A 26,904-nucleotide genomic window follows, 5' to 3' on the forward strand; every position below is an offset into this window, starting at 1 on the left:
GGTCCACCGGCCCCCAGCATGGTAGCTAGCCGCAGGCTTGGCGCTTACAGGGGGCCTACCGGTGTGATCAAAGTGGCACGCGTTTGGGTTAGCGTCTGCGGCTTCTGGGGTGGGGTGCCCTGTTATATGCCGGGTGCGGCGCCGTCGGGGCTGGTCGCGCCCACGCGGCGGAGCCGCACGTCGTCACGGCCCCGCGCCCCTCAGGGAGTCGGTCAGTCGGTGCTTTGCCAGGCGGCGGAGTTCCTCCGCTGCCACGACCCGTTCGTCCTCCGGATCGTTCGTCAATCGTGATCGGATGGCTTCGAGGACGTGGTCCAGGGACTCGTCCTGAGGTACGTCGTCCAGGCAGACGACGAACACGTGTCCGAATTTCGCCTCGTAGGCCGCGTTCGCCGCGCCCAGCGCCATGTGCGCCGCCTCGTAGGTGCCCTCGGGCAGTGCGGGCAGGTCCTCCTCCGCCAGTGCCTCCGCCAGGTCGCCCGGGGACAGGTCGTAGGCGGCCTCGTCGGAGGCGGCCAAGAGGGCGTCGAGCGTCGGGTAGGGGCGGTGGTCGGCGACGCGGCGGGCCCAGCGGAGGCTGCGCAGACAGGCGAGGAGGGTGCGGTGCGCCTCGTCGGCGGACGCGGTGTTGAAGCCGTGCAGCAGGGGCACCGGCGATGTCCGGGTCTGCGCCGGTATGGCGAGGCGGCCGGAGAGGTGGGGAAGGCGGTGCGCAGGCAGCGTGGATCCTCGCGTCACGTGTGTGGTGGCAGGGGATGCAGTGAAGGATGTGTCATCACGTTATCGAGAGCGGTCGAAGTGTGTCTGACCGATGCCTGAATTTCACTCGAACGAGAGAGTTTCAGGATGTGTCGTGGACCCCTTCGCGGGGACTTCGGCGCGCCCCGGCCGCGCGCGGGTCGTACGGTTGGCGGGGTGAGCAGGCACAGGCACCGGCGCCGGACGCCGCAGACGCAACCGCACCGCAGGGTCGTGACACGGGCGGTGATGGCGGGCGGGCTGGTCGCCGCGCTCGGGGTCGGAGGGGGCCTGTGGGCCTCCTCGGGCGACGACGGGACGCCGACCGGGGCGTCGTCCTCCCAGCAGGCCGCCGAGGGCGCCTCCGCCGGCGGTCCGGGCGTGGCCCGCGCCCCGTCCCCGAGCCCCACGCCCAGCCGCTCCTACCCCCTGTCCACCGCCCCCCGCACCATCCCCGCCGTCCGCGCCCACACCCCGGCCCGCGGCCCGGGCTGGCGTCCCGCGGCCGGACGCCGGGTGGTGGTCGGCGACGCCGGACTCGCCGACGAGGGACGGCTGGTCGCCGGCGAGCTGGGACTGACCTACGCCGGCCTGAGCAACGACGTGCGCGCAGGCGACCTGCGCCTCGCCCTCAACGGGGACCGGGGCGCGAACCCGGAGTCGTACACCCTGACCGTGCGCGGCGGGCGGGTCACCGTCAGCGCGCCCTCCGACGCCGGCGTGTTCTACGGCACCCGCACCCTCAAGCAGGAGGTGCGTGGCGGCGGGACGGCTCCCGAGGGCGTCGTGCGCGACCAGCCGGCCAAACCGCAGCGCGGGTTCACCCTGGACATCGCGCGCAAGAACTTCACCGCCGGCTGGATCGAGGACCGGGTGCGCGAGCTCGGCGACCTCAAGTACAACCAGCTCGGCCTGCACTTCTCCGACGACCAGGCGTTCCGGATCCAGTCCGACACCCACCCGGAGATCGTCGCCCGGGAGCACCTGACCAAGGCCCAGGTGAAGAAGATCGTCGCGCTGGCGGCCCAGCGGCACATCACCGTCGTGCCCGAGATCGACTCGCCGGGTCACCTCGGCGCCGTCCTGGCCGCCCACCCCGAGCTCCAGCTGCGCAACGCGCAGGGAGTGGCCACCCGCGGGGCGATCGACATCTCCAAGAAGGCGTCCGCGAACCTCCTCGACGACCTGCTGAACGAGTACGCCGGTCTCTTCCCCAGCGCCTACTGGCACCTCGGCGGCGACGAGTACCAGGCGCTGACGGTGCGCAACCCGGCCGCCTCCTACCCCCAGCTCGCCGCGGCCGCGACCGCCCGGTACGGCCCCGGCGCCGGCGTCTCCGACCTCGCCACGGGCTGGCTCAACGACCGTGCCGGCACCGTCCGCGCCCACGGCCGGACGATGCGGGCGTGGAACGACGGGTTCTTCCGCGGCACGTCGGTGAAGCCGGCCTCCGACCTCGTGGTCGCCTACTGGACGGGCAAGGAGTTCGGCGCCCGGACGCCGACGGAGTACCTGAGCGCGGGGCGCAAGACGCTCAACTACAACGACAAGTACCTCTACTACGTCCTCGGCGAGCCCAACGACTTCGTGTACCCGACCGGACGGCGCATCTACGAGGAGTGGACCCCGCGCGTGCTGCGCGGCACCACCCCCGTCGCCGCGAGGTACGACGCCCAGGTCCTCGGCGGCTCCTTCTCGGTCTGGTGCGACCTCGCGAACTCCCAGACGCAGGCGCAGGTCGCGGCGGGCGTCCGGATGCCGCTGCGGGCCACCGCGCAGAAACTCTGGGACGCGCGGACGCCGACGCTGACGTGGGCGCAGTTCACGTCCCTTGCCAACAGGCTGGGCTGAAACCGGCTCGTCTGTCATGCTCGGCCGACTGCGCGCCCGTCCCCGGGGTTGGCTGAAAAGATCTCCTGTGACACTCCCGGGCCGTCGCACGCTGTAAGGGGAAGTGCGGGCTCCGTCAGGTCGGGCCCTGGCGAGGGAGGCGTGCATGAGCCTGGTGGAACTGATCGCGCAGGCCGACGAACGCGGACTGGCCGCCAGCGGGTTGGCTTGTTTGGACCGGTGCGTGCCCCTGCTCGGCGGCGACGACGAGTCCCTGCGACCGTTGTGGGGAAACCTCGCGGACGCCTCCGACCCGGCCGACTGGGGCGGGTTGCTCGAGCAGACGCGCGCCAAGCTGGACTCCGCCGAGGGCGAGGACGACGAGGCCGTGCTGCTGGTCCGCCGCATGCTGCTCGCCGCCCCGGCCGACCGGCGCGCCGCCGAGGTGCGGACGTGGGCCGACGCATGCTCCGTCGCCTCGCTCCAGATCCACCGCCTGCTGGACCCGGCGGCGGACTCCGGCCCGGTCGACCCCGGGCGCGAGGGCCGCACGGCGGGCATGTCGCCCCTCGTCGCCGCCGAACTGCGCCGCCAGGTCATCGTCCTGGAAGTGCTCGCCGGTCACGGCGCGGGCGGACTGCGGCGGGCTCTGGAGGTGTCCACGGAGGGACGCCGCGTCCTGCGCGCGGTGGTCTCGCGGCGGGCTCGTGGACGGTCGTGAGCGTTTCGCGGCGGAGCTGGGGCGGTCCTGCACCGGTCTGGCGTCCGCCGCGCAATCACGTGACGGAACACCCGCCGACCTCGCTCAATGGAGTGTGACGCGCAGGACGACAGACCAGACCGACCAGACCGACCGGAGCGGGCACCCCCGTCCGCCCGCCCGGCCCTCCGCCGCGGCCCGGCCCGTGCGATGGGCGGCGGAGGCCGTGGCCGCCGCGCCCGACACCGTGCGGCCGCACCTCGACCACTCGCCGCAGAGCCTGTGGCGCGTCGACCGGTGGATCGCGGAACTGCGGCGCACCGGCGCCGCGCCCGCGGCCGTCGGGGACCTGTTGCGCGGACTCGGCGCCTACGCGGGCGAGGTGATCGTGCGTCGGTCCGGAGCCGAGTGGTGGGCGTCCGGCGGCGACCACTGGGTCCGCACCCCCGACGGGCGCCTGTGGGAACCCCTCGACGAGGCCCGCCGCTGCTTCGCCGGCCACGGCTCGCTGCGCCTGCTGTGCCGGGACGCGGTCACCGGAAGCCGGTGACCGCGGTGCGCCGGGAGCGGGGGCGCCGGAACCGAGGCAACGGCCGGGGCCGCCACCCCCCACAGGAGAGGCCCCGGCCGTCGCGCGGCACGGGCCGCGCGGCGACCCGTACTCCCTACAGCGCCGGGAGTGCGGTTTCCGTCACACCTTGCGCGCGTCACGAAGTAGTTGCATGTTCTATGGACATGGACGGGTGGCGGTTTCAGGTCGTAACGTGCCTTTCGCGCCGGACGGCCAAGCGGAAGACCACCGCTACGACCTGCGGTCCCGAGACCGCGAAGCATCGACCGAGGAACCACGACGTGGGGGACGACGCGGAGCTGACAGCCGCGGTGCTCGCGGCACAGTACGGGGACGAGACCGCGTTTCGGACCGTGTACCGCGCGGTGCACCCGCGGCTGCTGGGATACGTGCGCACACTGGTCGGTGATCCCGACGCCGAGGACGTGACGTCGGAGGCCTGGCTCCAGATCGCCCGGGACCTTGAGCGCTTCGCCGGCGACGCGGACCGGTTCCGCGGCTGGGCCGCCCGGATCGCGCGCAACCGCGCCCTGGACCACATACGGATGCGCGGAAGACGGCCGGCGACCGTCGGCGACGAGACCGAGCTGGCCGGCCGGGCCGCCGATTCCGACACCGCGGGCGAGGCCATCGAGGCGCTGGCCACCGACAGCGCCCTCGGCCTCATCGCCCGGCTGCCGCAGGACCAGGCCGAGGCCGTCGTCCTGCGGGTGGTCATGGGACTCGACGCCAAGACGGCCGCCGACACGCTCGGCAAGCGGCCCGGCGCGGTGCGCACCGCCGCCCATCGGGGCCTGAGGAAACTCGCCGAGCTGCTCGGCGACGACCCCGAGACGGCCGGGGTGCTCGACGCGCTGCCGCCCCAGCGAGGACCGCGGTCCCGTACGGTGACGTCCGCCGGTGTGACGCATGTGCGCACACGGACGCAGAGGGACATGTGATGGCCGACAAGCACGACAGGTGGCTCGACCGCGAGACGTCGGAGCGTCTGCTGCGCGGCGAGTCCGTCGACGACGCTGTCGCCGGCGCGGCCCGGGAAGAGGCCGAACGGCTCGCCAGAACGCTCGGCGCACTCTCGGCGTCGGCCGCCGCCCCGCCGCCCGCCGACGAGGAGCTGCCCGGCGAGGCCGCTGCCCTGGCCGCGTTCCGCAAGGTGCACGCCGACCGCCATGACCTCGCGGCCCGCCCCGGTCGTACGGGTGTCGCGGGTCTGTCCGACGTCGCGGGGCACACGGGTCCGGCCGCTCGGGCCGGCCGTGCCGCCCGAGCCGCGGACGCGCCCGCGCCGGAAGGCGGCGACGCGGGCCTCGTCCGCATCGGCGGGCGGGTCGCGGAGAGCGGGCGTCGTCCGCGCCGGGGCCGGCCCGTGCGACTGGGGCTCGCCGCCGCGCTGGCGGTCGGGATGGTCGGCGGGGTGTCGGCGGCCACGGCTGCCGGCTATCTGCCGACGCCGTTCGACGATCAGGCGCCCGGGCGGCCCGTGGCGTCCGTCTCCGCACCCGCGCCGACCGGCGGCCGTCCGCTCGGCTCGCCCTCCCCGTCCGTGCCGGCCGGCGGCGGCGAGACGTCCGGGCCGGAGGCCGGCGCGAGCGCCGCCGGCCGGGGTGCGGCGGGCAAGGACGCGCGCGGCGACGCCTCGGGCGCCCCTAAGGCCCGTGGCGAGGGGCCGTCCGGCGCGACCTCCTCCTGCCGTGAGCTCGGCGCCGGCAGGACCCTCGACCGGGAGCGCCGCCGGCGCCTGGAGAAGCTCGCGGGCGGCGCGCAGCGCGTCCAGGCGTACTGCGCCATCCTGCTCGACGGCGCCCGCGCCGGGAGCGGCTCGGCCGGCCGGGACGCCGGAAAGGGGCAGTCGGGCCGCGGTGGCCGGGGCGGCGGCGGTGGCGGGGGCGGCGACGAGGCCGGGCAGAACGGTCCGGACGACCCGGGCGGCCGCGGCGGCTCCGACGACGAGGACGCGGGCCGGGACGGCCGCCGGCACGGCCACGGTCACGGCCGGGGGCAGGGTCAGGGCCACGGCAGCGGCCACGGAGACGGGGACGGGAACGGCGCTGGGCACGGCCGGGGGCAGGGACGCGGTACTGGCGGCGGTTCCGGGCACCATCGCTGACCTGCGGTTTTCCCACCGCGAAAAATTCGTTCGCCCCGGGTGTGACATTTTCCGGGGCCGGTACGCAGTACCGAGTGAGCCGACTGGTCATCGGCCCCAGCACAGAGCCGGGGGTTCCCCCCGTACCTTCGGCTCGTGCGCTCGGCGCGGGCGGGACACGTTCCCCCGGTCCCGCTCGCGCCCCAAACGCCTCCCCCTCCTCCCCGCCGTCCGGATGACGAGTCGCGGACCGCCCGGCAGACTGACGAGTACTCAGTCGAAGACCAGGGGCGGCCGCCGCCGCGACCGCCCGGCGGGAGGCCTGCACCCATGGCGCGTGAGTCGGAGTCCGGACTGCCCATCGAGCCGGTGTACGGTCCGCAGGACCTGGCCGGCTGGGACCCCGCGCAGCGGCTGGGCGAGCCGGGCGCGTACCCCTTCACCCGGGGCGTCTACCCGTCGATGTACACGGGCCGCCCCTGGACGATGCGTCAGTACGCCGGGTTCGGCACGGCCGTCGAGTCCAACGCGCGCTACCGGCAGCTGATCGCCCACGGCACGACGGGCCTGTCCGTCGCCTTCGACCTGCCCACCCAGATGGGCCACGACTCCGACGCCCCGATCGCGCACGGCGAGGTCGGCAAGGTAGGGGTGGCGATCGACTCGGTCGAGGACATGCGGGTGCTGTTCGACGGGATCCCGCTGGACCGGGTCTCGACGTCCATGACGATCAACGCCCCCGCCGCGCTGCTGCTGCTGATGTACCAGCTGGTCGGCGAGGAGCAGGGCGTCCCCGCCGACCAGCTCACCGGCACGATCCAGAACGACGTGCTGAAGGAGTACATCGCCCGCGGGACGTACATCTTCCCGCCGAAGCCCTCGCTGCGGCTGACCGCCGACATCTTCCGCTACTGCCGGGCCGGGATCCCGAAGTGGAACACCATCTCGATCTCCGGCTACCACATGGCGGAGGCGGGCGCGTCGCCCGCGCAGGAGATCGCCTTCACGCTGGCCGACGGCATCGAGTACGTCCGTACGGCGGTCTCCGCCGGCATGGACGTCGACGACTTCGCACCGCGCCTGTCCTTCTTCTTCGTGGCCCGCACGACGCTCCTCGAGGAGGTCGCGAAGTTCCGCGCCGCCCGCCGGATCTGGGCGCGGGTGATGAAGGAGGAGTTCGGCGCGAAGAACCCCAGGTCGCTGATGCTGCGCTTCCACACGCAGACCGCCGGCGTCCAGCTGACCGCCCAGCAGCCCGAGGTGAACCTGGTCCGGGTCGCCGTTCAGGGGCTGGCGGCGGTGCTCGGCGGCACCCAGTCGCTGCACACCAACTCCTTCGACGAGGCCATCGCGCTGCCGACCGACAAGAGCGCGCGGCTGGCCCTGCGCACCCAGCAGGTCCTGGCCCACGAGACGGACGTGACGGCCACCGTCGACCCCTTCGCGGGCTCGTACGTCGTGGAGCGGATGACCGACGACCTGGAGGAGGCCGTCGTCGATCTCATGCGCCGGGTCGAGGATCTCGGCGGCGCGGTGTCGGCCATCGAGCACGGCTTCCAGAAGGACGAGATCGAGCGGTCCGCCTACCGGATCGCGCAGGAGACCGACTCCGGCGAGCGGATCGTGGTCGGCGTCAACCGATTCCGGCTCGACGCGGAGGAGCCCTACGAGCCCCTGCGCGTCGACCCGGCCATCGAGGCGCAGCAGGCGCAGCGGCTGGCCCGGCTCCGCGCGGAGCGCGACCGGGCGGCCGTGGACGCCTCCCTCGACGCCCTGAGGAAGGCGGCGCAGGGCGAGGACAACGTGCTGTACCCGATGAAGGACGCGCTGCGGGCCCGGGCGACGGTGGGCGAGGTGTGCGGCGCCCTGCGGGAGGTGTGGGGGACGTATGTCCCGTCGGACGTCTTCTGAGCGGGGCGGGCCTCCACCGGCCTACGATCCGTCCCGGCCGAGGCCGACCCGCCCGCGGTAGGTCTCGAGTCCGTCCCGCGTGGCGCCCGCCCAGCCCACGTGGCCGTCCGGGCGGACCAGGTACACGCCGGACTCCAGGGTCAGCAGGGTCCAGTCCGGGCCCCTGAGCCGGTCGAAGAGACGGACGCCGTCGACCGTCAGGTCGGGGACGCGGTCGCCGGCCCGCAGCGGACCCGGGGCCCGCCTCGTCTCCTCGCTCAGCGACGACCGCCGGTAGTGCAGGCCCAGCTGCCGTGTCCCCGCACCCCGGCGCGCCTCGTCCCGGTGGATCGCCGTCGACAGGCCGAGCACGTGGGCCGCGACCGGGCGGCGCTCTTCCTCGTAGGTGTCCAGCAGGTCTTTGGGAGCGCGTCCGGTCAGCACCGCGCCCAGTTTCCAGCCCAGGTTGTACGCGTCCTGGACGCCGGTGTTGAGGCCCTGGCCGCCGGCGGGGGAGTGGACGTGCGCCGCGTCGCCGGCCAGGAAGACCCGGCCCTCGCGGAAGCGGTCCGCGAGGGCGGCACGGGGCCGGAAGTCGGACGCCCAGCCGATCCCCGTGACGTCCCCGGCGGCGAGGTGGGTGCGCTCGGCGACGACCGCGCGGACGCCCTCCGGCGACAGGTCCAGCCAGGACCCCTGCGGGAACCGCGCGGCCAGCTGGAAGTCGTCCGTCCCCGCCAGCGGGCACAGGGCCAGGAAGTCGGAGCCCTCGCCCGGCGGGAACACATGCCAGTGGTCCCGGCCCAGGTCCGCGATCCGGACGTCCGCCACCAGCATCGGCCGCGGGTCCACGGTCTCGCCGGTCATCCCGATGCCCAGCGCACGCCGCAGCGCCGACCGTCCGCCGTCGGCGGCGACGGCGTACCGGGCGCGGACCGGCCGGCCGGAGGCGAAACGGGCCGTCACCCCCGTCTCGTCCTGCTCCACGCCGACGACCTCACGGCCGAAGGCCACCGACCCGCCGAGCTCCTCCAGCCGGGCCAGCAGGATCTCCTGGTTCCGCCACTGCGGGACCATCCAGGGGCCGGTGAAGCGGGAGCCCTCCTCGCCGTCCTTGGCCGGGTCGAACATGGCGTGCTCGCCGGCCGGCACGCCGTCCGCCCAGATCATGCCGACCGGGTAGGGGCCGCCTGCGGCGAGGATCTCGTCGAGGACGCCGAGGTCCTCGTAGATCTCGAGGGTGCGCGGCTGCAGGCCCTTGCCGCGCGAGCCGGGGGACAGGGTCGCGCCCCGCTCCACGACCAGCGCGCGCACCCCGCGGCGGGCGAGGTCGATGCCGAGGACGAGGCCGGTCGGGCCCGCGCCGACGATCAGGACGTCGACGTCGACGTCCGCGACTGCGTCCGCATCCGCATGCGCGTCCGCCTGTACTGCCCCGTACATGTCGATACCCATGCAAGTCTCCTTAACAATGTTAAGTGCTGTCTCTCACGAGAGTGGCCTTAACGGCGTTAAACTGTCAAGCGTGAGCACCGGACGACGAGCCCCCCTCGACCGCCGACGGGTCGCGGACACCGCGCTCGGCCTGCTGAACGACGTCGGCCTCGACGGGCTGACCCTGCGCGCCATCGCCAGGGAGCTGGACGTCAAGGCGCCCGCGCTGTACTGGCATTTCAAGGACAAGCAGGCGCTGCTGGACGAGATGGCGACCGAGATGTACCGGCGGATGGTCGCCGGCGCCGCGCTCGACCCCGCCGACACCTGGCGGCAGCGGCTGCGCAAGTCCAACCACGGTCTGCGCGGGGCGCTGCGCGGCTACCGCGACGGCGCGAAGGTGTTCAGCGGCTCCCGCTTCACCGGCGTCGAACACGCCGAGCAGATGGAGGACGGCCTACGGCTGCTCACGGCCGCCGGCTTCACCCTCGCCCAAGCGGTCCGCGCGACCTCGACGACGTACCTGTACACGATCGGCTTCGTCACCGAGGAACAGGGCGTCGAGCCGCTGCCCGACGAGCGGCGCGAGGGGTACGACGTAGAGGAACGGGCCCGGCGCCTCGCCGCGTTCCCGCTGTCGGCGCAGGCGGGCGCGGAGATCTTCGCCGACTACGACCGGCACTTCGCCGAAGGCCTCGACCTGATCCTGGACGGGATCGCGGCCCGGTACGGGATCGGCTGAGGGGCACGGGAGGGCGGGCCCTCCGCCGGTGCTCCGCCCGTTCTCCGTGCGGGGCCGCCACGCTCGCGTCGTGCCCGCCCTCCCCGGAGGCGCCGGCCGGATCGCCCTGTGTGGCGGGACCGCTGCGCGGAGGTGATGATTTCAGGATCGGTTCCGGTGTGTGGACTGGCACGGCGTGCCATTGGTGGTCCGTGGTATCCGTGAGAGAAAGGAAGAAGTGCGGGTTGCCGACCCCGAAAGCCGGCGAGTTTACCCATCCCGCACAGCAGCCATGCGCCGCGCGGCCAACTTTTCTTCGCCTGACGGGTTGAAGTTTTGTTGATCGTAGGTCGGTTGACCGCCCAGGCGTCCTACCCTTCAGAGGGTGAAGCAACTGATGTCCCGAGAGTCCGAGGCCGATCCCTCAGGGGAAGCCGTGCTCCCCGGCGCCCTTCCCGGCGCCCTGCCGGAGGCGCTGCGCGCCGAGCTCGTGGCCTTCCGCCGCGACCTGCACATGCACCCTGAGCTGGGCAACCAGGAGTTCCGCACGACGGCCGCGATCAAGGCCCGCCTCGAGAAGGCAGGGCTGCGGCCCCGCGTGCTCGCCGTCGGCACCGGCCTCATCTGCGACATCGGGACCGTGGGCGCGGAGGGCGCGGCGGTCGACGGCGTCCCCGTCCTCGCGATGCGGGCCGACATCGACGCGCTGCCCATCCCGGACACGAAGACCGAGTGCGCCTACCGGTCCACCGTCCCCGACCGCGCGCACGCCTGCGGCCACGACGTGCACACCACCGTCGTCCTCGGGGCCGGTCTCGTCCTCGCGGAGCTGCACCGGCAGGGCCGGCTGCCGCGGCCGGTGCGGCTGATCTTCCAGCCCGCCGAGGAGGTGCTGCCCGGCGGCGCCGCCGACGCCATCGCCGACGGCGCGCTGGACGGCGTGGGCCGGATCATCGCCGTGCACTGCGACCCCCGGGTCGACGCGGGCAAGGTCGGTCTGCGCGAGGGCGCCATCACCTCGGCCTGCGACCGGCTGGAGATCTCCCTGGACGGGCCCGGCGGCCACACCGCGCGCCCGCACCTGACCACCGACCTCGTCACGGCGGCCGCCCGGGTCGTCACCGACGTGCCCGCGCTGGTCGGCCGCCGGGTCGACACCCGCGCCGGCCTGGCCGTGACCTGGGGACGCATCGAGAGCGGCCACGCCCCGAACGTGATCCCGCAGCACGCCGAGCTCTCCGGCACCGTGCGCTGCCTCGACATCGAGGCGTGGCGGCAGGCCCCGGACATCGTCGTCGCGGCGATCGACGAGGTGGCCAACCTGCACCGGGCCAAGTCGGAGATCAACTACGTGCGGGGCGTCCCGCCGGTCGTCAACGACGGCGACGTCACCGCCCTGCTGCACGACGCCATGGTGGCCCGGCGCGGCGAGTCGGGCGTGGAGGGCACCGAGCAGAGCCTCGGCGGCGAGGACTTCTCGTGGTATCTGGAGCGGGTCCCCGGCTCGATGGCCCGGCTCGGCGTGCGCCCGCCCGGTGAGCGCACCGTGCGCGACCTGCACCAGGGCGACTTCGACGCCGACGAGTCGGCGATCACCGTCGGTGTCGAGCTCTTCACGGCGGCTGCGCTGCTGGACGCGGCCGAAAGGTGAGCCGACGGCGGCGGAACGGCCCTCACGTGGTCGTTCCGCCGTTCGGCGCAACCCTGTTGTAAGCCATTCGTCCCCGGTTCGAAATCATCGGCGCGAAGCCGCAAGGTGTCGAGTTCAGACGGCGTTCGCCTCGAATCGATAACGGCGTCGCGAGGGGTGTTTTTCTGACATCTACGCGCGTTACGATGCCGCGAAGCCAACGCCGATGGGGCGTCCAGGCCCGAGCACTGGCAAGGTGCTCACATCAAGCGCCGACAAGGCGCTCAGGTCAGGTGAAGGAGCCTTCCCGTGCGCCGGGTAGCCAAGCTTTCCGCTGCGTGTATCGCCACCGCAGCTCTCGCACTGACTGCCACTGCATGTGGCAGCACCTCCTCCGAGAACGACGCCAGCAGCTCGTCCTCCGCCTCCTCCGGCGGCGGTTCGGGCGTCAAGATCGGTCTCGCCTTCGACGTCGGCGGCCGAGGTGACCGTTCCTTCAACGACTCCGCCGCGCGCGGCGCCGACAAGGCCAAGGCCGAGTTCGGCGGCTCGATCAAGGAGCTGACCGCCAAGACCTCCGACACCGAGGCCGACCGCGAGCAGCGCCTGACCGACCTGGCGGACGCCGGCTACAACCCCATCGTCGGCGTCGGCTTCTCCTACGCCGCCTCGATGACCAAGGTCGCCGCGAAGTACCCGAAGGTCAGCTTCGGCATCGTCGACTCGGTGGTGGACGCCAAGAACGTCGACAGCATCACCTTCACCGAGGAGCAGGGCTCGTACCTGGCCGGTGTCGCCGCGGCGCTGAAGACCAAGAAGAACCACGTCGGCTTCATCGGCGGCGTCGACGTCCCGCTGATCAAGAAGTTCGAGGCGGGCTTCACGCAGGGCGTCCACGACACGAAGCCGACCGTCAAGGTCGACTCCCAGTACCTGAGCCACGGCTCGGACTTCTCCGGCTTCGCCAGCCCCGACAAGGGCAAGGCCGCCGCGTCGGGCATGCTCGACAACGGCGCCGACGTCATCTACTCGGCGGCCGGCTCCTCCGGCAACGGCGCGATCGAGGCCGTCAACGGCGTCAAGGGCGCCTGGGCCATCGGCGTGGACTCCGACCAGTACAACATCCCGGGTCTGGCCAAGTACAAGGCCTCGATCCTGACCTCGATGGTCAAGAACGTCGACGTCGGCGTCTACGACTTCGTCAAGTCCGTCCACGACGGCAAGCCGCTTACGGGCACCAACAACTACTCGCTCGCCAAGAACGGTGTCTCGCTCGCCACCAGCGGTGGCTTCATCGACGACATCAAGACCCAGCTGGACGCGGCGAAGCAGAAGATCATCGACGGTTCCATCAAGGTCAAGACCACCCCGTGACCTGATGGTCGCCGTCTGACCCCGGCTCGACGAGGGGGGTGCATGAGAACCCCCTCGTCGAGCCATAACAATGTGTCAACTCTACGCGTGTAGCACGGAGTTGCCGCGCTAGCGTCGCCGACGCCTGCCCTCCCCACGCAGCCCCTTTCCCCGAGGAGAGTGCGCCATCAACGCGTCCAGCCCTCCCGCTGCCGTCGAACTGCGCGGCATCACCAAGCGATTCCCCGGCGTAGTCGCCAACCGCGACATCGACATCACGGTTCGCACCGGCACCGTCCACGCCCTGTGCGGTGAGAACGGCGCCGGCAAGTCCACCCTGATGAAGATCCTCTACGGCATGCAGCAGCCGGACGAGGGCACCATCACCGTGAACGGCGACCAGGTCACCTTCAGCAACCCCGCCGACGCCATCGCGCGCGGCATCGGCATGGTGCACCAGCACTTCATGCTCGCCGACAACCTCACGGTCCTGGAGAACGTCGTGCTCGGAGCGGAGAAGCTCCACGGCATCGGCGGCAAGGCCCGGACGAAGATCAAGGAGATCTCCGACGCGTACGGGCTGAACGTCCGGCCCGACGTCCTCCTGGAGGAGCTCGGCGTCGCGGACCGCCAGCGCGTGGAGATCCTCAAGGTCCTCTACCGCGGGGCCAAGACCCTCATCCTCGACGAGCCCACGGCCGTCCTGGTGCCCCAGGAGGTCGACGCCCTCTTCGACAACCTGCGCGAGCTGAAGGCCGAGGGCCTCACCGTCATCTTCATCTCCCACAAGCTGGGGGAGGTGCTGTCCGTCGCCGACGAGATCACCGTCATCCGGCGCGGCACCACGGTGGGCACGGTCGAGCCGGCGAACACCACCACCAAGCAGCTCGCCGAGCTGATGGTCGGCAGCGAGCTGCCCACGCCGGAGACCGAGGAGTCCACGGTCACGGACGTCCCGCTGCTGAAGCTGGACGGGCTGCACCTGACGCAGACGGACCTCGACGGCGTCGAGCGGATCATCCTCGACGACATCTCCTTCACCATCCACAAGGGTGAGGTCCTCGGCATCGCCGGCGTGGAGGGCAACGGCCAGTCCGAGCTGGTCGAGGCGATCATGGGCATCCGCGCCCCCGACGCCGGCGTCATCAGCCTCGACGGCGCCGACATCTCCCACGTCCCCACCCGCAACCGCCGCGAGGCGGGCGTCGGCTACATCCCCGAGGACCGGCACCGCCACGGCCTGCTCCTCGAGGCGCCGCTGTGGGAGAACCGCATCCTCGGCCATGTCACCGAGCGGCCCAACTCGCGCGGCCAGCTGCTCGACATCAAGGCCGCCCGCACCGACACCGAGCGCATCGTCCAGGCGTACGACGTCCGCACGCCCGGCATCGACGTCACCGCCGCCTCGCTGTCCGGCGGCAACCAGCAGAAGCTGATCGTCGGCCGCGAGATGAGCCACGCGCCCAAGCTTCTCATCGCCGCCCACCCCACCCGCGGTGTGGACGTCGGCGCGCAGGCGGCGATCTGGGACCACATCCGCGAGGCGCGCCGCGAGGGCCTGGCCGTGCTGCTGATCTCCGCCGACCTGGACGAGCTCATCGGGCTCTCCGACACCCTGCGGGTCATGTACCGCGGCCGACTGGTCGCCGACGCCGACCCCGCCACGATCACCCCCGAGGAGCTGGGCTCCGCCATGACGGGTGCGGCCACCGGCCACCTGGAGCACGCAGAGGACGACGCCCGATGAAAAAGCTGACCTCACGGATCGACAAGGAGCGGCTGCTCCTCGGGGTCGCGGCCCCGCTGCTGGCGATCGTCACCGCGCTCGTCGTCACCGCCCTGGTCATCCTCGCCACCGGCAAGAACCCGGGCGCGGCCTTCAGCGACATGCTGACCTACGGCTCCGCCAGCGACAGCCAGGTCTACATCCTCAACAAGGCGACGACGTACTACCTGGCGGGCGTCGCGGTGGCCATCGGCTTCCGCATGAACCTGTTCAACATCGGCGTCGACGGCCAGTACCGGCTCGCCGCGTTCGTCGCCGCCGTACTCGGCGGCGCGCTGACCGTGCCCGGCTGGATCGCCATCCCGCTGATCATCCTGTGCGCCATGGCGACCGGCGCCCTGTGGGCGGCCATCGCGGGCATCCTCAAGGTGACCCGCGGCGTCAGCGAGGTCATCTCGACGATCATGCTGAACTCGATCGCCACCGCGATCATCGCCTACCTGCTGCAGCCGGGGAAGCTCGCCGAGCTCCAGAGCGGCGGCACGGTCGTCTCGACCGACCCGCTGCCGAAGTCCTCGTACTTCTTCAGCATCGACACCGGCGCGGCCGGTGTGCTGTGGGGCTTCATCGTCATCGCGATCCTCGTCGGCGTCGCCTACTGGTTCGTGCTCGGCCGCACCCGGTTCGGCTTCGACCTGCGCACCGTCGGCCAGTCCGAGAGCGCGGCCACCGCGAGCGGCGTCTCCGTCAAGAAGATGGTCGCCACCAGCATGGTCATCTCGGGCGCCGTGGCCGGTCTGATCGGCATGCCGACCCTGCTCAACGACAGCCACCAGTTCAGCAACGACTTCCCGTCGGGCATCGGCTTCACCGGCATCGCCATCGCCCTGCTCGGCCGCAACAACCCGGTCGGGATCGCGCTCGGCGCGCTGCTCTGGGGCTTCCTGGAGCGCACGACCAACCACCTCGAGTTCGAGGGGTACGACAAGGAAATCCTCGGCGTCATCCAGGGCGTCATCGTGCTGTGCGTCGTCATCGCCTACGAGCTCGTCCGGCGTTACGGCCTCAAGCGCCAGCAGCAGCGGGTCGGCGCCGAGCTCGCCGCCCAGGCCGCCGCCCCGACCCAGAAGCAGGAGGTGGCGTGATGACTGCCACGATGACCGACACGCCGCCCCCCGCGGCTCCCAAGGCGGACACCGGCGCCCGGTCGGGGCGCTCGGTCGGCCGGATCCTCACGATCATCGCCGGCGCGCTGGTGCTCGTCGCCGTGGTCCGCATCATCACCGGCGCCAACCAGCTCACCTCCGAGGGCCAGGTGTCGGCCGCACTCGGCCTCGCCGTGCCCATCGGCCTCGCCGGTCTGGCCGGCCTGTGGTCCGAGCGGTCCGGTGTGGTCAACATCGGCCTCGAGGGCATGATGATCCTCGGCACCTTCGGCGCCGGCTGGATCGGCTGGCAGTCCAACCCCTGGCTCGGTCTGCTGTGCGGCGTCGGCTTCGGCGTCCTCGGCGGTCTGGTGCACGCGGTCGCGACCGTCACCTTCGGCGTGGACCACATCGTCTCCGGCGTCGCGGTCAACCTGCTGGCGCTCGGCATCACCCAGTACCTCGCCAAGCTGTTCTTCTCCGAGGGCAAGCCGGCCGAAGCGGGCGGCAACCCCAAGCAGTCCCCGCCCGTGGAGTCGCTGCCCCACATCGACGTGCCCGGCCTCTCGGACGCCCTCCAGTCCGTCGAGAAGCACCACTGGTTCGTGCTCTCCGACATCGCGGGCATCCTCGGCGGCCTGGTCACCGACCTGTCCGTGGTGACGCTTCTCGCCTTCCTGCTGTTCGTCGGCAGCTGGTGGCTGCTGTGGCGCACCCCGTTCGGCCTGCGGCTGCGCTCCTGCGGTGAGAACCCGATCGCCGCCGAGTCCCTCGGCGTCAACGTCTACAAGTACAAGTACGCGGCCGTGGCCGTCTCCGGCGGCCTCGCCGGTCTCGGCGGCGCCTTCCTCGCCCTGGTCACCTCGCACACCTACCTCGAGGGCCAGACCGGCGGCCGAGGCTACATCGGCCTCGCGGCGATGATCTTCGGCAACTGGCGTCCCGGCGGTCTGGCCATGGGCGCGGGCCTGTTCGGCTACTCCGACGCGCTGCAGCTGCGCAACGGCGGCGAGACCGTCCACGCGCTGCTGCTCCTGCTGGTCGTGCTCCTCGCGGGCCTGGCCGGCTGGAAGCTGTACCGCAAGGCGCACTGGCAGGCCGGAATCAGCCTCATGGTCGCCGCGCTCGTCCTGGTCTGGTACCTGTTCACCGACGAGGTCCCGAGCGACTTCGTGGGCGCCACCCCGTACGTCGTCACCCTGCTGGTGCTGTCGCTGTCCGCGCAGCGACTGCGCATGCCCAGGGCCGACGGCATGCGGTACCGGAAGGGCCAGGGCAAGTGACCCCGGCCGCCGCCGTCGACTGGGAGGCGCTGCGCGCGGTGGCCCGCGAGGCCATGTCCCGCGCGTACGCCCCCTACTCCGGCTACCCGGTCGGTGTGGCGGCGCTCGTCGACGACGGCCGGATCGTGTCCGGCTGCAACGTCGAGAACGCCTCCTACGGCCTCGGCCTGTGCGCCGAGTGCGGGCTGGTCTCGCAGCTGCAGAACACCGGCGGCGGCCGGCTCACGCACTTCACCTGCGTGGACGGCCGCGGCGAGGTCCTCGTCCCGTGCGGCCGCTGCCGCCAGCTGCTGTACGAGTTCGGCGGCCCCGGTCTCCTGCTGGAGACGCCGGCGGGAATCCTGCCGCTCGCCGAGATGCTTCCGCAGGCCTTCGGCCCGGACCACCTCACCAGGTGACTCCCGTGCGGCCCCTCTGACACCCGCAGAGGGGCCGCGCACTTTCTCCCCGTCTTGTCGCACCACGGTGCACCACCGTTGCACCACCGGAAGGAAAGCCATGACGCAATTGTCGATGGATGCCGTCTCCGTCATCCGCACCAAGCGGGACCGCGGTGAGCTCAGCGACGAGCAGATCGACTGGGTCATCGACGCGTACACCGGCGGTGAGGTCGCCGACTACCAGATGGCCGCCCTCAACATGGCCATCCTGCTCAACGGCATGAACCGCCGCGAGATCGCCCGCTGGACGGCCGCGATGATCGCCTCCGGCGAGCGCATGGACTTCTCCGCCCTGTCCCGCCCGACCGCCGACAAGCACTCCACGGGCGGCGTCGGCGACAAGATCACGCTGCCCCTGGCCCCCCTCGTGGCGGCCTGCGGCGCGGCGGTCCCGCAGCTCTCCGGCCGCGGCCTCGGCCACACCGGAGGCACGCTGGACAAGCTGGAGTCGATCCCGGGCTGGCGCGCGCTGCTCTCCAACGAGGAGATGCTGTCCGTCCTGGACGGCACCGGCGCGGTGATCTGCGCCGCGGGCGACGGGCTCGCCCCGGCCGACAAGAAGCTGTACGCGCTGCGGGACGTGACCGGCACCGTCGAGGCCATCCCGCTGATCGCCTCGTCCATCATGTCCAAGAAGATCGCCGAGGGCACCGGCTCGCTGGTCCTGGACGTGAAGGTCGGCACCGGCGCCTTCATGAAGACCGTCGCGGACGCCCGTGAGCTCGCCTCGACGATGGTGGGCCTCGGCACCGACCACGGTGTGAAGACGGTCGCCCTGCTGACGGACATGTCCACCCCGCTCGGCCTCACCGCGGGCAACGCCCTGGAGGTCCGCGAGTCGGTGGAGGTGCTGGCCGGAGGCGGCCCGGCGGACGTCGTGGAGCTGACGATCGCCCTGGCCCGCGAGATGCTCGACGCGGCCGGGATCAAGGACGCCGACCCGGCGAAGGCGCTGGCCGACGGCTCGGCCATGGACGTCTGGCGGCGCATGATCGCGGCCCAGGGCGGCGACCCGGACGCCGCGCTGCCCGTCGCGAAGGAACAGCACGTGGTGAAGGCGGGCGCCTCGGGCGTCCTGACCCGCCTCGACGCCTACGACATCGGCATCGCCGCCTGGCGTCTCGGCGCGGGCCGCGCCCGCAAGGAGGACCCGGTGCAGGCGGGCGCCGGCGTGGAACTGCACGCCAAGCCCGGCGACACCGTGCGCGAGGGCCAGCCCCTGCTGACGCTCCACACGGACACCCCGGAGCGCTTCGCGTACGCGCTCGACGCGGTGGACGGCTCCTACGACATCGCGGCCGCGGGCACCCCGTTCACGGCGTCCCCGGTCGTGCTGGAGCGCATCGCCTGACCAGGCGCGACCGGACCTGACCTGGCCTGCGGCCGGAGGCCACCGGTGTCACAGCCCCCTTTCGGGTGAACGGGATCGGTGGACCTCCGCCGGTCCCGTTCGGCATGCTGGACTCGGTGACGCACCGATCAAGGAGACCGCCATGAGCGCACTCACGGTCGACCATTCGACGGCCGGAGGCCATGAGTGGGACGGCCTCGTCCGGATCTGGCAGGAGACGGACGCGCCGGAGGGCTGCAAGGTGGAGATCATCGAGGGGATCGTCACCGTGGCACCACCGCCGTCCAACGCCCACAACGACATCGCGGACCAGGTCCAGCGAGAGCTGTACCTGGTAATCCCACGGGAGTGGGGCATCTATCAGTCGTTGGGCACTGCGGTGCCGTCTCGTGTGGGGCTCTACATACCGGACATCGCGGTGGCGCCGAAGGAGGTTCTGCGGACGGAGGCGGGCAACTGCGTCCCCGCGTCCGAGGCCGAGCTGATCGTCGAGATCACCTCCAAGGCCAACGCGAGCAACGACCGTATCCGGAAGGCTGCCGGATACGCCCAGGCCGGCGTCCCGCTGTACCTCCTCATCGACAGCTGGGCACCGGGCGGACCCACCGTCACCCTGTACGGGGAACCCCAGGGGGACGTCTACCGCGTCCTGCGGGCGGGCAAGTTCGGCGACACCGTCGAGCTGCCCGAGCCCTTCGGACTGAAGCTCGACACCGCAGACTTCCCGGCCGGCTAGTGACATCGCCGCCCCGGGCCCCGTTCACGGCGTCCCCGGTCGTGCTGGAGCGCATCGCCTGACCAGGCGCGACCGGACCTGACCTGGCCTGCGGCCGGAGGCCGCCGGTGTCAGCGGCCGCCTCCGATGAGTCGGGGCGTTGCGCACGGTCTACCGATCGTGGAAGCGACGACACCCCCCGTGCTCACCCTGACCGGCCCCGTCACCCGAGGGCAGGCGGCAGGGCTGGGCGACGCCGTGCGCGCGCTGCTGGCCGGCACCGAGACCGGGGTCGTGATCTGCGACGTCGCAGGGATCGGGCCGCCGGGGCTCCTCGCCGTCGATCTGCTGGCGCGGCTCCAGCTGGCCGCGCGGCGGGCCGGGGGCCGTATACGCCTGCGCGGCCCCGACCCCGCGCTACGCGCCCTGCTCGACCTCGTCGGACTCCCCGTCCAGGTGGAGGGGGAGGTCGAAGAGGGGGAACCAGCGCTGGGTGTCGAGGTAGAAGTGGAACCCGGTGAGACGGCCGTCTGAGATCTCCAGGATCTGGACGGCCCACGGGGTGAACCCGCCCTTCTCCGGGTCCGGCTTGTACTGGGCGAACCCCGGCAGACCGTTGACCTCGACCGGCAGCAGTCGCGAGCCCTCGCAGGCGGAGCCGAGCGTGGTCATGAAGCCGGTGATGTCGTCGTGCCCGGTCAGCCACAGGTCGAACGGCGGCATCGTCATGACGGCGTCCTCGTGGAGGAGGGCCGTCAGCGCCGTCATGTCATAGCCCTCGAAGGCCGCCACATAGCGGTCCAGGAGCTTTCGCTGCTCCTCGTCGAGCGGGTCCGACACCGCCGCGTCCGCGCCGGACTCCTTCCGCTCGGCCAGCGTGGCCCGCGCCCGCTGAAGCGCGCTGTTGACCGAGGCGACGGAGGTGTCCAGCAGCTCGGCCACCTCGCTCGCCCGCCACGCCAGCACCTCCCGCAGGATCAGCACCGCCCGCTGCTTCGGCGGCAGCTGCTGCAGCGCGGCCATGAACGCGAGACGCACCGATTCCTTCGCGACGGCCGCCTCGGCCGGGTCCTCCACCGTCGGCAGCACACGGGCGTCGGGCATCGGCTCCAGCCAGGTGTGGTCGGGGCGCGGCGAGAGCGCGGCCCGGGCGAGGGGGGTGGGCCCGGAGAGGTCCATCGGCCGGGCCCGCTTGTTGCCCGCCGTCAGCATGTCCAGACAGACGTTCGTGGCGATCCGGTACAGCCAGGAGCGCAGGCTGGAGCGGCCTTCGAACCTGTCGTAGCTCCGCCAGGCGCGCACCATGGTGTCCTGCACCGCGTCCTCGGCCTCGAAGGACGAGCCGAGCATGCGGTAGCAGTAACCGGTGAGTTCCGTCCGGTGCTTCTCCAGTGCGACGTCGAGGTCCGTCGTCGTCGCCGTGCTGTCGCCCATCGTCCAACCCACCCCTGCGGCCGTCCTGTCACGCGTCTTCGCGCCCAGCACCTCGGAAGCTACCGCAGCCCACTGACAACGGCCTGCCGAGTCGACGAAAGCGCAGGTGGAAGGCGTGCCCCGGCCATTGCGGCCGCTGTTCGCGGCCGCGGCTCAGACCAACTGCCTGACCGACATCAGCAGGTGCCGGTGGCTCTCCGGTTCGTCCGCCGCGCTCAGCAGCGTCCGCTGGCCGGTCCCCAGCAGCTCCATCCGCAGCCGCGTGGCCCCGAACGACGACAGCGCGTCCAGCAGGTACGCCGGGTTGAAGGCCACCGTGACGTCCTCGGTCCCGGTCAGCGCGGCCGGCAGCCGCTGCGCCGCGACGTCGTCGCCGTACCCCGCGCGCAGCAGCACCGACTCCGCCGAGAAGTCGAGCCGCACCGGGCTGTTCGTCTCCGCCACCACCGCGACCCTGCGCACGGCCTCCGTCAGCGCGGCGCACTCCATCTCGGCCGCCACGGCCTCTCCCATGTCGAACAGCTTCCCGTACGACGGCAGCCGCCCGTCCAGCGGCCGCAGGACGGTCCGCATCCGTCCGCCCCCGAACCCGACCGGTCCGCCCCCGGCGGTCCCGTCGAGGCCGATCCGCACGGTCCCGCACCGCGCGAGCGACCGGGCCGCGTCCAGCAGCCGCCGCGCCGGCAGCAGCGTCTCCACCACACCCGCGCCCGCCGCCCCGGGCTCCGCCTTCCACTCCAGCCGCCGGACCGCGTACCGGTAGCGGTCCGACGCCGACAGCGTCATCTCGTCCCCCTCCAGGCGCAGCTGGACGCCCGTCAGCACGGGGAGGGTGTCGTCGCGGCCCGCCGCCACCGCGACCTGCGCGACGGCGGTCGCGAACGCGGCCGCGTCGACGGCGCCGTACACCTGCGGAGGCGCGGGCGGGGCGGGGTACTCCTCGTGCGGGAGGGTGGACAGGCCGAAGCTCGTGCCGCCCGCCTCGACCGTGAACCGCGTCCCCTCGAGCGCGCAGTCCACCGGCCCGTCCGGCAGCACCTTGCAGATGTCCAGCAGCCGCCGCCCGAGGACGAGCACCCGGCCGCCGGTGTCCACCTCGGCGTCCGCATCGATCCGCGCGGCCGTCTCGAAGTCGAACCCCGACACGCTCAGCGTCCCCGCCGCCGCCTCCAGCACCAGGCCCCCCAGCACGGGCACCGGTGTGCGGGCGGGCAGCGCGCGGGCCGCCCATCCCACGGCTTCGACGAGATCACCGCGGTCGATCCGGAACTCCATGGACGAGAACCCCCTGTGCCAGAAACCGATCAGTGGTCGCGGAGGCTATCCGCGACCACTGACAACGGGCTCTGAACAGGCAAGAACGGGAACGAGGGAGGGCGGTCAGGCGGCCGCCGGAGCCTCCCGGCGCGCCGCGCGCGTGCCCGCCACCGTGATCGCGACGACACCGAGCACCGCGAACAGGCCGACGCCGACCGTGCCGGCCCAGCCGCCCGAGTGGAAGGCGATCGCACCGACGGTGGAGCCGGCGCTGGAGCCGACGTAGTACGCGGACTGGTAGAGCGCGGAGGCCTGGGCGCGGCCGGTGGTCGCCGTCCTGCTGACCGCCGACGACGCCACCGCGTGCCCCGCGAAGAAGCCCGCCGTGATCAGGACCAGCCCCAGCAGCACCGACGCCAGCGAGTCCGCAAGGGACAGCAGCAGGCCCGCGGCGGTCGTGCCGCCCGCCAGGTACAGCGCGCCGCGCCGCCCGAGCCGGCCGACCAGCCTGCCCGCCGTGGACGCCGACACCGTGCCCACCAGGTACACGAGGAAGATCGAGCCGACGACGCCCTGGGGGAGGGAGAACGGCGCCTCCGTCAGCCGGTAGCCGATGACCGTGTACACGCCGCCGAAGACGGTCATGAACAGCGCGCCGATGGCGTACAGCCGGCGCAGCAGCGGGTCGGCGAGGTGGTCGCGGACGGTCCGGGCCAGGACGCGGGGCGCCAGGGATCCCGGCGTGAAGTGGCGGGGGGCCGGCAGCAGCAGCCGGAAGGCGACCGCGCAGGCCACCGCCAGCGCGCCGATCACGCCGACGGCGATCCGCCAGCCCCACTCCTGCGCGACCCAGCCGGTGATGACCCGGCCGCTCATCCCGCCGACGCTGTTGCCGGCCACGAACAGACCGATCGCCGTGACCAGCGCCTTCGGCCGGACCTCCTCCGCGAGGTAGGCCGTGGCCGAGGCGGGCAGCCCGGCCAGCGCCGCGCCCTGCACCGCCCGCAGCACGACCAGCCACCCCAGGGAGGGCGCGAACGGGACCAGCAGGCCCACGCCGACCGCCACCGCCAGCGAGGCCGTCATCACGGTGCGGCGGCCGTAGCGCTCCGACAGGGCGCTCATCGGCAGGACGAACAGCGCCAGTCCGCCGGTCGCCGCCGCCACGGTCCAGCTCGCCCGGCTCGCCGCCACGCCGAAGTCGCCGGAGATCAGCGGCAGCAGCGCCTGTGTGGAGTAGAGCAGGGCGAAGGTCGCCACCCCGGCGAGGAAGAGCGCGAAGCTCATCCGGCGGTAGCCGGGGCCGCCGGGGGTGAGCCGGGTGTCGGAGGAGGGGACGGGGGCGGAGGGGGAGACGGCGGTCGTGCGGGCGGACGAGGCGGCGACCACGATCGTGGACGCCCCGGTACTGGCGGGAGACATGCCTCGAACCTACGGATCGTCCCGCTGATCCGTCCAATGCACGGACTCGTCATAATCGTTCCCATGGTGCATCAGCAGAGGTCACGGAGTCGCCTGTCACCGTCCGGTGACACACAAGACACCACCGACATGGCGAGGCTGCTCGCCCCGCGGCTCGCGTACTTCGCCGGGGTCGCCCGTACCGAGCACGTCACGCGTGCCGCTCAGGAGATGGACGTCCCCCAGTCGACGCTGTCCCGCGCGATGGTCCGGCTGGAGCAGGACCTCGGCGTCGACCTGTTCGCCCGCCGCGGCCGCACGGTCTCCCTCACCCCGGCCGGCCGCACCTTCCTCACCTCGGTGGAGCGCGCCCTCGCGGAGATCGAGCGGGCCGCCGACGAGGTCCGCGCCGACGCCGATCCGAACGCCGGCAAGGTCGCGTTCGGCTTTCTGCACACCATGGGCGCGGAGACGGTGCCCGGGCTGCTGCACGCCTTCCGCGCCGACCACCCGCGGGTGCGCTTCAGCCTCGTGCAGAACTACGGCGAGGCGATGCTCGAAGGGCTGCGGGCCGGCGAGCTGGACCTCTGTCTCACCTCCCCGGTCCCGGACGCCCCGGACCTCGTCGCCCGCAGGCTCGATGAGCAGAAGCTGCGTCTGGTCGTGCCGGCCGACCACCGGCTCGCCGCCCGGCGAAGGGTCCGCCTGGCCGAGGCCGCCGACGAGACCTTCGTGACCCTGGAACCGGGCTACGGCCTGCGCCGCATCACCGACGACCTCTGCAAGGAGGCGGGCTTCCGGCCCCGGGTCGCCTTCGAGGGGGAGGAGGCGGAGACGCTGCGCGGACTGGTGGCGGCGGGCCTGGGCGTCGCCCTGCTCCCGCCGCCGGCCGTGGCCCGTCCCGGCGTGGTGGAACTGACGGTCACGGCCCCGCGGGCGGCCCGCGAGATCGGCGTGGCCTGGCTCGCCGGCCGTCCGGACACCCCGCCGGTGGCCGCCTTCAAGAAGTTCCTGCTCTCGAGACGGGGCAACCTGCTCCCGTCCTGAAGCCTGTCGTCCGGGTCGCCCCCGCCGCCCGCGCCGCCCGTGGGGGGACGCACGGCCGCCCCGCCGGGGGCCCGTGTGCCTACCGTCGCCGTAACGACTTCCCGAAACCGGCGGCCAGGGGCATGCGCAGGCCCAGCGGGGGAGGCGCCGCGAGCGCGTCCTCGACCGGGCGGGAGAGGGCCCGGCCGAACAGCGCGCCCATGACGAAGTCCTCTGCGAGGGCGAGGACTTCCGTGCGGTACTGGTGCAACCCATGGCCGTCGGAGTGCACTTCGAAGCGGCACACGTCCCGGTTCGCCTTCTTGGCGCGCGCCGCGAGCCGGAACGACAGCTCGGGGTCGCAGCGTTCGTCCTTGGTGCCGTGCACGAGCAGCACCCGTCGTCCCACGAGCTGCCGGACCGGCTCGGGCGGCGCGGCCAGGTCCTCCTCCGGCAGCCACGGCGCCATCGCCAGAACGGAGTTGACGGCGTCGTGGCCGCCCGCGTGCAGCGCTGCCCGCGCGCCCATGTCGACGCCGGCCAGGCACACCGGGACGTCCCCGTAGCGCCGTACGATCTCGTCGGCGGCCCAGGCCGCGTCGGCCGCGAGATGCGCCTCGCTGCCGTTCCAGCCGCGGTAGCGGTAGTGCACGGCGTGCACGGCGAGCCCCTCCCCGGCTCCCGCACGGGCGAGCCTGCGCCCGAGGCCCCGGACGGAGGCGGCCGCCCACAGCGCGGACGGTCTGCGGCCGGAGACCTCCTCGCCGCCCGGGAGCAGCAGCACCGCCCCGCTCACCGTCGTCGGCTCCGGGCCGAGCGCCCTCCCCAGCCGGGCCGTCCGAACCGGCGTCAGTTCCTGTGCCATGGCAGAACAGTGTCAGAAGCAGTGGTGTACTCCACCTGTCCGTGCGGTCACCGTTACATATCGGCGGAGTTGTACAACGCGCGATCTACGCGCGTAGGAGTTAGAGTGCGAAAATGACGAGCCAGAGCATCCAGACGGGCATCACCCCGAGCCCGGACCAGATCCGGCGGGCGCCCAAGGTTCTGCTGCACGACCACCTCGACGGCGGGCTGCGCCCCGGCACGATCGTCGACCTCGCCCGGGAGGGCGGCTACGACCGCCTCCCCGAGACCGACCCCGACAAGCTCGGCGTCTGGTTCCGGGAGGCCGCCGACTCCGGCTCCCTGGAGCGGTATCTGGAGACCTTCTCGCACACCGTCGGCGTGATGCAGACCCGCGAGGCCCTGGTGCGGGTCGCCCGGGAGTGCGCCGAGGACCTCGCCGAGGACGGCGTCGTCTACGCCGAGGTGCGATACGCGCCGGAGCAGCACCTCGACGGCGGACTGACCCTCGAGCAGGTCGTCGAGGCGGTCAACGAGGGCTTCCGGGACGGCGAGCGGGCGGCCCGCGCCAACGGCCACCGCATCCGCGTCGGCGCCCTGCTGACCGCCATGCGGCACGCGGCCCGCGCGCTGGAGATCGCCGAACTCGCCAACCGCCACCGGGATCTGGGCGTGGTCGGCTTCGACATCGCGGGCGCCGAGGCCGGTTACCCGCCCACCCGCCACCTTGACGCCTTCGAGTACCTCAAGCGCGAGAACAACCACTTCACCATCCACGCCGGCGAGGCCTTCGGGCTGCCGTCCATCTGGCAGGCGCTGCAGTGGTGCGGCGCGGACCGGCTCGGGCACGGCGTGCGGATCATCGACGACATCGAGGTCGCCGACGACGGCTCGGTGAAGCTCGGGCGGCTCGCCTCCTACGTCCGCGACAAGCGCATCCCGCTGGAGATGTGCCCCAGCTCCAACCTGCAGACCGGAGCGGCCGCCTCCTACGCCGAACACCCCGTCGGGCTGCTGCGCCGGCTGCACTTCCGGGCCACCGTCAACACGGACAACCGGCTGATGTCCGGTACCAGCATGAGCCGTGAATTCGAGCACCTGGTCGAAGCATTCGGTTACACGCTCGACGATCTGCAGTGGTTCTCGGTCAATGCTATGAAGTCAGCATTCATTCCTTTCGATGAACGACTCGCGATGATCAGTGACGTGATCAAGCCCGGATATGCTGAGCTGAAATCCGAATGGCTGTTCCAGCAAACCGCCTCGACCAGCGGTTCTGTGGCAATGGAAAGCTGAGCGGGAAATCTTGGGCGTACGAAATGCGGGC

Annotated in this window: 24 protein-coding genes; 18 read left to right on the top strand and 6 right to left on the bottom strand. The window is 72.4% G+C overall.

Going from position 1 to position 26,904, the window contains the following annotated elements:
• Positions 1-183: 183 nt before the first annotated feature.
• A complete protein-coding gene (locus ACH4ZA_RS01190; protein ID WP_319279656.1) occupies positions 184-738 on the bottom strand; it encodes a 2-oxo-4-hydroxy-4-carboxy-5-ureidoimidazoline decarboxylase in 555 nt (184 codons plus the stop codon).
• A gap of 249 nt (positions 739-987) precedes the next feature.
• Here ACH4ZA_RS01190 and ACH4ZA_RS01195 point away from each other — a divergent pair, with 249 nt between their 5' ends.
• From ACH4ZA_RS01195 to ACH4ZA_RS01220, 6 genes are all read left to right on the top strand, one after another.
• Positions 988-2,589, top strand: coding sequence for a glycoside hydrolase family 20 protein (locus ACH4ZA_RS01195; RefSeq protein ID WP_398427812.1), 1,602 nt, complete (start codon positions 988-990; stop codon positions 2,587-2,589).
• A 145-nt stretch (positions 2,590-2,734) separates the two neighbouring features.
• Positions 2,735-3,289, top strand: a complete 555-nt coding sequence (locus ACH4ZA_RS01200; RefSeq protein WP_319279655.1) for a hypothetical protein — start codon at positions 2,735-2,737, stop codon at positions 3,287-3,289.
• A 94-nt stretch (positions 3,290-3,383) separates the two neighbouring features.
• A complete protein-coding gene (locus ACH4ZA_RS01205; RefSeq protein ID WP_398427496.1) occupies positions 3,384-3,818 on the top strand; it encodes a hypothetical protein in 435 nt (144 codons plus the stop codon).
• Positions 3,819-4,120: 302 nt separating this feature from the next.
• Positions 4,121-4,780 (top strand): RNA polymerase sigma factor, encoded by a 660-nt coding sequence (locus ACH4ZA_RS01210; protein ID WP_319279652.1) that lies wholly within the window; start codon positions 4,121-4,123, stop codon positions 4,778-4,780.
• On the top strand, positions 4,780-5,946 hold the full coding sequence (locus tag ACH4ZA_RS01215) for a hypothetical protein (protein ID WP_398427498.1): 1,167 nt from the start codon (positions 4,780-4,782) through the stop codon (positions 5,944-5,946). Before ACH4ZA_RS01210 ends, ACH4ZA_RS01215 begins: the two co-directional genes overlap by 1 nt.
• 309 nt (positions 5,947-6,255) lie before the next feature.
• A complete protein-coding gene (locus ACH4ZA_RS01220; protein ID WP_398427500.1) occupies positions 6,256-7,836 on the top strand; it encodes a methylmalonyl-CoA mutase in 1,581 nt (526 codons plus the stop codon).
• A 21-nt stretch (positions 7,837-7,857) separates the two neighbouring features.
• On the opposite strand, the gene ACH4ZA_RS01225 is transcribed toward ACH4ZA_RS01220, so the two are convergent.
• Positions 7,858-9,258: an FAD-dependent monooxygenase gene (locus ACH4ZA_RS01225; protein WP_398427814.1), complete on the bottom strand. Its 1,401-nt coding sequence runs from the start codon at positions 9,256-9,258 to the stop codon at positions 7,858-7,860.
• Positions 9,259-9,340: 82 nt separating this feature from the next.
• On the opposite strand from ACH4ZA_RS01225, the gene ACH4ZA_RS01230 reads away from it, so the two are divergent.
• The 10 genes from ACH4ZA_RS01230 (at position 9,341) to ACH4ZA_RS01275 (ending at position 20,147) form a co-directional block, all read left to right on the top strand.
• Positions 9,341-9,991 (top strand): TetR/AcrR family transcriptional regulator C-terminal domain-containing protein, encoded by a 651-nt coding sequence (locus ACH4ZA_RS01230; protein WP_319280176.1) that lies wholly within the window; start codon positions 9,341-9,343, stop codon positions 9,989-9,991.
• A 376-nt stretch (positions 9,992-10,367) separates the two neighbouring features.
• Positions 10,368-11,621 (top strand): amidohydrolase, encoded by a 1,254-nt coding sequence (locus ACH4ZA_RS01235; RefSeq protein WP_398427815.1) that lies wholly within the window; start codon positions 10,368-10,370, stop codon positions 11,619-11,621.
• A gap of 288 nt (positions 11,622-11,909) precedes the next feature.
• Positions 11,910-12,974, top strand: a complete 1,065-nt coding sequence (locus ACH4ZA_RS01240) for a BMP family ABC transporter substrate-binding protein (RefSeq protein ID WP_319280172.1) — start codon at positions 11,910-11,912, stop codon at positions 12,972-12,974.
• 199 nt (positions 12,975-13,173) lie between these two features.
• Positions 13,174-14,700, top strand: coding sequence for an ABC transporter ATP-binding protein (locus ACH4ZA_RS01245; RefSeq protein ID WP_398427816.1), 1,527 nt, complete (start codon positions 13,174-13,176; stop codon positions 14,698-14,700).
• Positions 14,697-15,824, top strand: a complete 1,128-nt coding sequence (locus tag ACH4ZA_RS01250) for an ABC transporter permease (protein ID WP_319280170.1) — start codon at positions 14,697-14,699, stop codon at positions 15,822-15,824. The genes ACH4ZA_RS01245 and ACH4ZA_RS01250 overlap by 4 nt, the downstream gene beginning before the upstream one ends.
• Positions 15,824-17,107, top strand: coding sequence for an ABC transporter permease (locus ACH4ZA_RS01255; protein ID WP_319280168.1), 1,284 nt, complete (start codon positions 15,824-15,826; stop codon positions 17,105-17,107). Before ACH4ZA_RS01250 ends, ACH4ZA_RS01255 begins: the two co-directional genes overlap by 1 nt.
• Positions 17,104-17,505 (top strand): cytidine deaminase, encoded by a 402-nt coding sequence (locus ACH4ZA_RS01260; RefSeq protein WP_319280166.1) that lies wholly within the window; start codon positions 17,104-17,106, stop codon positions 17,503-17,505. Before ACH4ZA_RS01255 ends, ACH4ZA_RS01260 begins: the two co-directional genes overlap by 4 nt.
• A gap of 115 nt (positions 17,506-17,620) precedes the next feature.
• Positions 17,621-18,898 (top strand): thymidine phosphorylase, encoded by a 1,278-nt coding sequence (locus ACH4ZA_RS01265; protein ID WP_398427817.1) that lies wholly within the window; start codon positions 17,621-17,623, stop codon positions 18,896-18,898.
• 142 nt (positions 18,899-19,040) lie between these two features.
• Positions 19,041-19,634, top strand: coding sequence for a Uma2 family endonuclease (locus ACH4ZA_RS01270; protein ID WP_398427503.1), 594 nt, complete (start codon positions 19,041-19,043; stop codon positions 19,632-19,634).
• 126 nt (positions 19,635-19,760) lie between these two features.
• Positions 19,761-20,147: an STAS domain-containing protein gene (locus tag ACH4ZA_RS01275; protein ID WP_398427505.1), complete on the top strand. Its 387-nt coding sequence runs from the start codon at positions 19,761-19,763 to the stop codon at positions 20,145-20,147.
• Here ACH4ZA_RS01275 and ACH4ZA_RS01280 read toward each other — a convergent pair.
• The 3 genes from ACH4ZA_RS01280 to ACH4ZA_RS01290 form a co-directional block, all read right to left on the bottom strand.
• Positions 20,031-21,047: a sigma-70 family RNA polymerase sigma factor gene (locus ACH4ZA_RS01280; RefSeq protein WP_398427507.1), complete on the bottom strand. Its 1,017-nt coding sequence runs from the start codon at positions 21,045-21,047 to the stop codon at positions 20,031-20,033. The two genes, ACH4ZA_RS01275 and ACH4ZA_RS01280, sit on opposite strands and share 117 nt — an antisense overlap.
• Before the next feature lie 153 nt (positions 21,048-21,200).
• A complete protein-coding gene (dnaN, locus tag ACH4ZA_RS01285; RefSeq protein WP_319280157.1) occupies positions 21,201-22,322 on the bottom strand; it encodes a DNA polymerase III subunit beta in 1,122 nt (373 codons plus the stop codon).
• A gap of 105 nt (positions 22,323-22,427) precedes the next feature.
• Positions 22,428-23,726 carry an MFS transporter gene (locus ACH4ZA_RS01290; RefSeq protein ID WP_319280154.1) on the bottom strand — a complete coding sequence of 433 codons (1,299 nt, stop codon included), beginning with the start codon at positions 23,724-23,726 and terminating at the stop codon, positions 22,428-22,430.
• 63 nt (positions 23,727-23,789) lie between these two features.
• On the opposite strand from ACH4ZA_RS01290, the gene ACH4ZA_RS01295 reads away from it, so the two are divergent.
• Positions 23,790-24,752 carry a LysR substrate-binding domain-containing protein gene (locus ACH4ZA_RS01295; protein WP_398427509.1) on the top strand — a complete coding sequence of 321 codons (963 nt, stop codon included), beginning with the start codon at positions 23,790-23,792 and terminating at the stop codon, positions 24,750-24,752.
• A gap of 79 nt (positions 24,753-24,831) precedes the next feature.
• On the opposite strand, the gene ACH4ZA_RS01300 is transcribed toward ACH4ZA_RS01295, so the two are convergent.
• On the bottom strand, positions 24,832-25,596 hold the full coding sequence (locus ACH4ZA_RS01300; protein ID WP_398427511.1) for a prolyl oligopeptidase family serine peptidase: 765 nt from the start codon (positions 25,594-25,596) through the stop codon (positions 24,832-24,834).
• A gap of 113 nt (positions 25,597-25,709) precedes the next feature.
• Between ACH4ZA_RS01300 and ACH4ZA_RS01305 the strand changes: the two genes are divergently transcribed.
• On the top strand, positions 25,710-26,873 hold the full coding sequence (locus tag ACH4ZA_RS01305; RefSeq protein WP_319280148.1) for an adenosine deaminase: 1,164 nt from the start codon (positions 25,710-25,712) through the stop codon (positions 26,871-26,873).
• The last annotated feature ends 31 nt before the right edge of the window (positions 26,874-26,904 follow it).

This window comes from Streptomyces sp. NPDC020597, assembly GCF_044335095.1.
Taxonomy (GTDB): domain Bacteria; phylum Actinomycetota; class Actinomycetes; order Streptomycetales; family Streptomycetaceae; genus Streptomyces.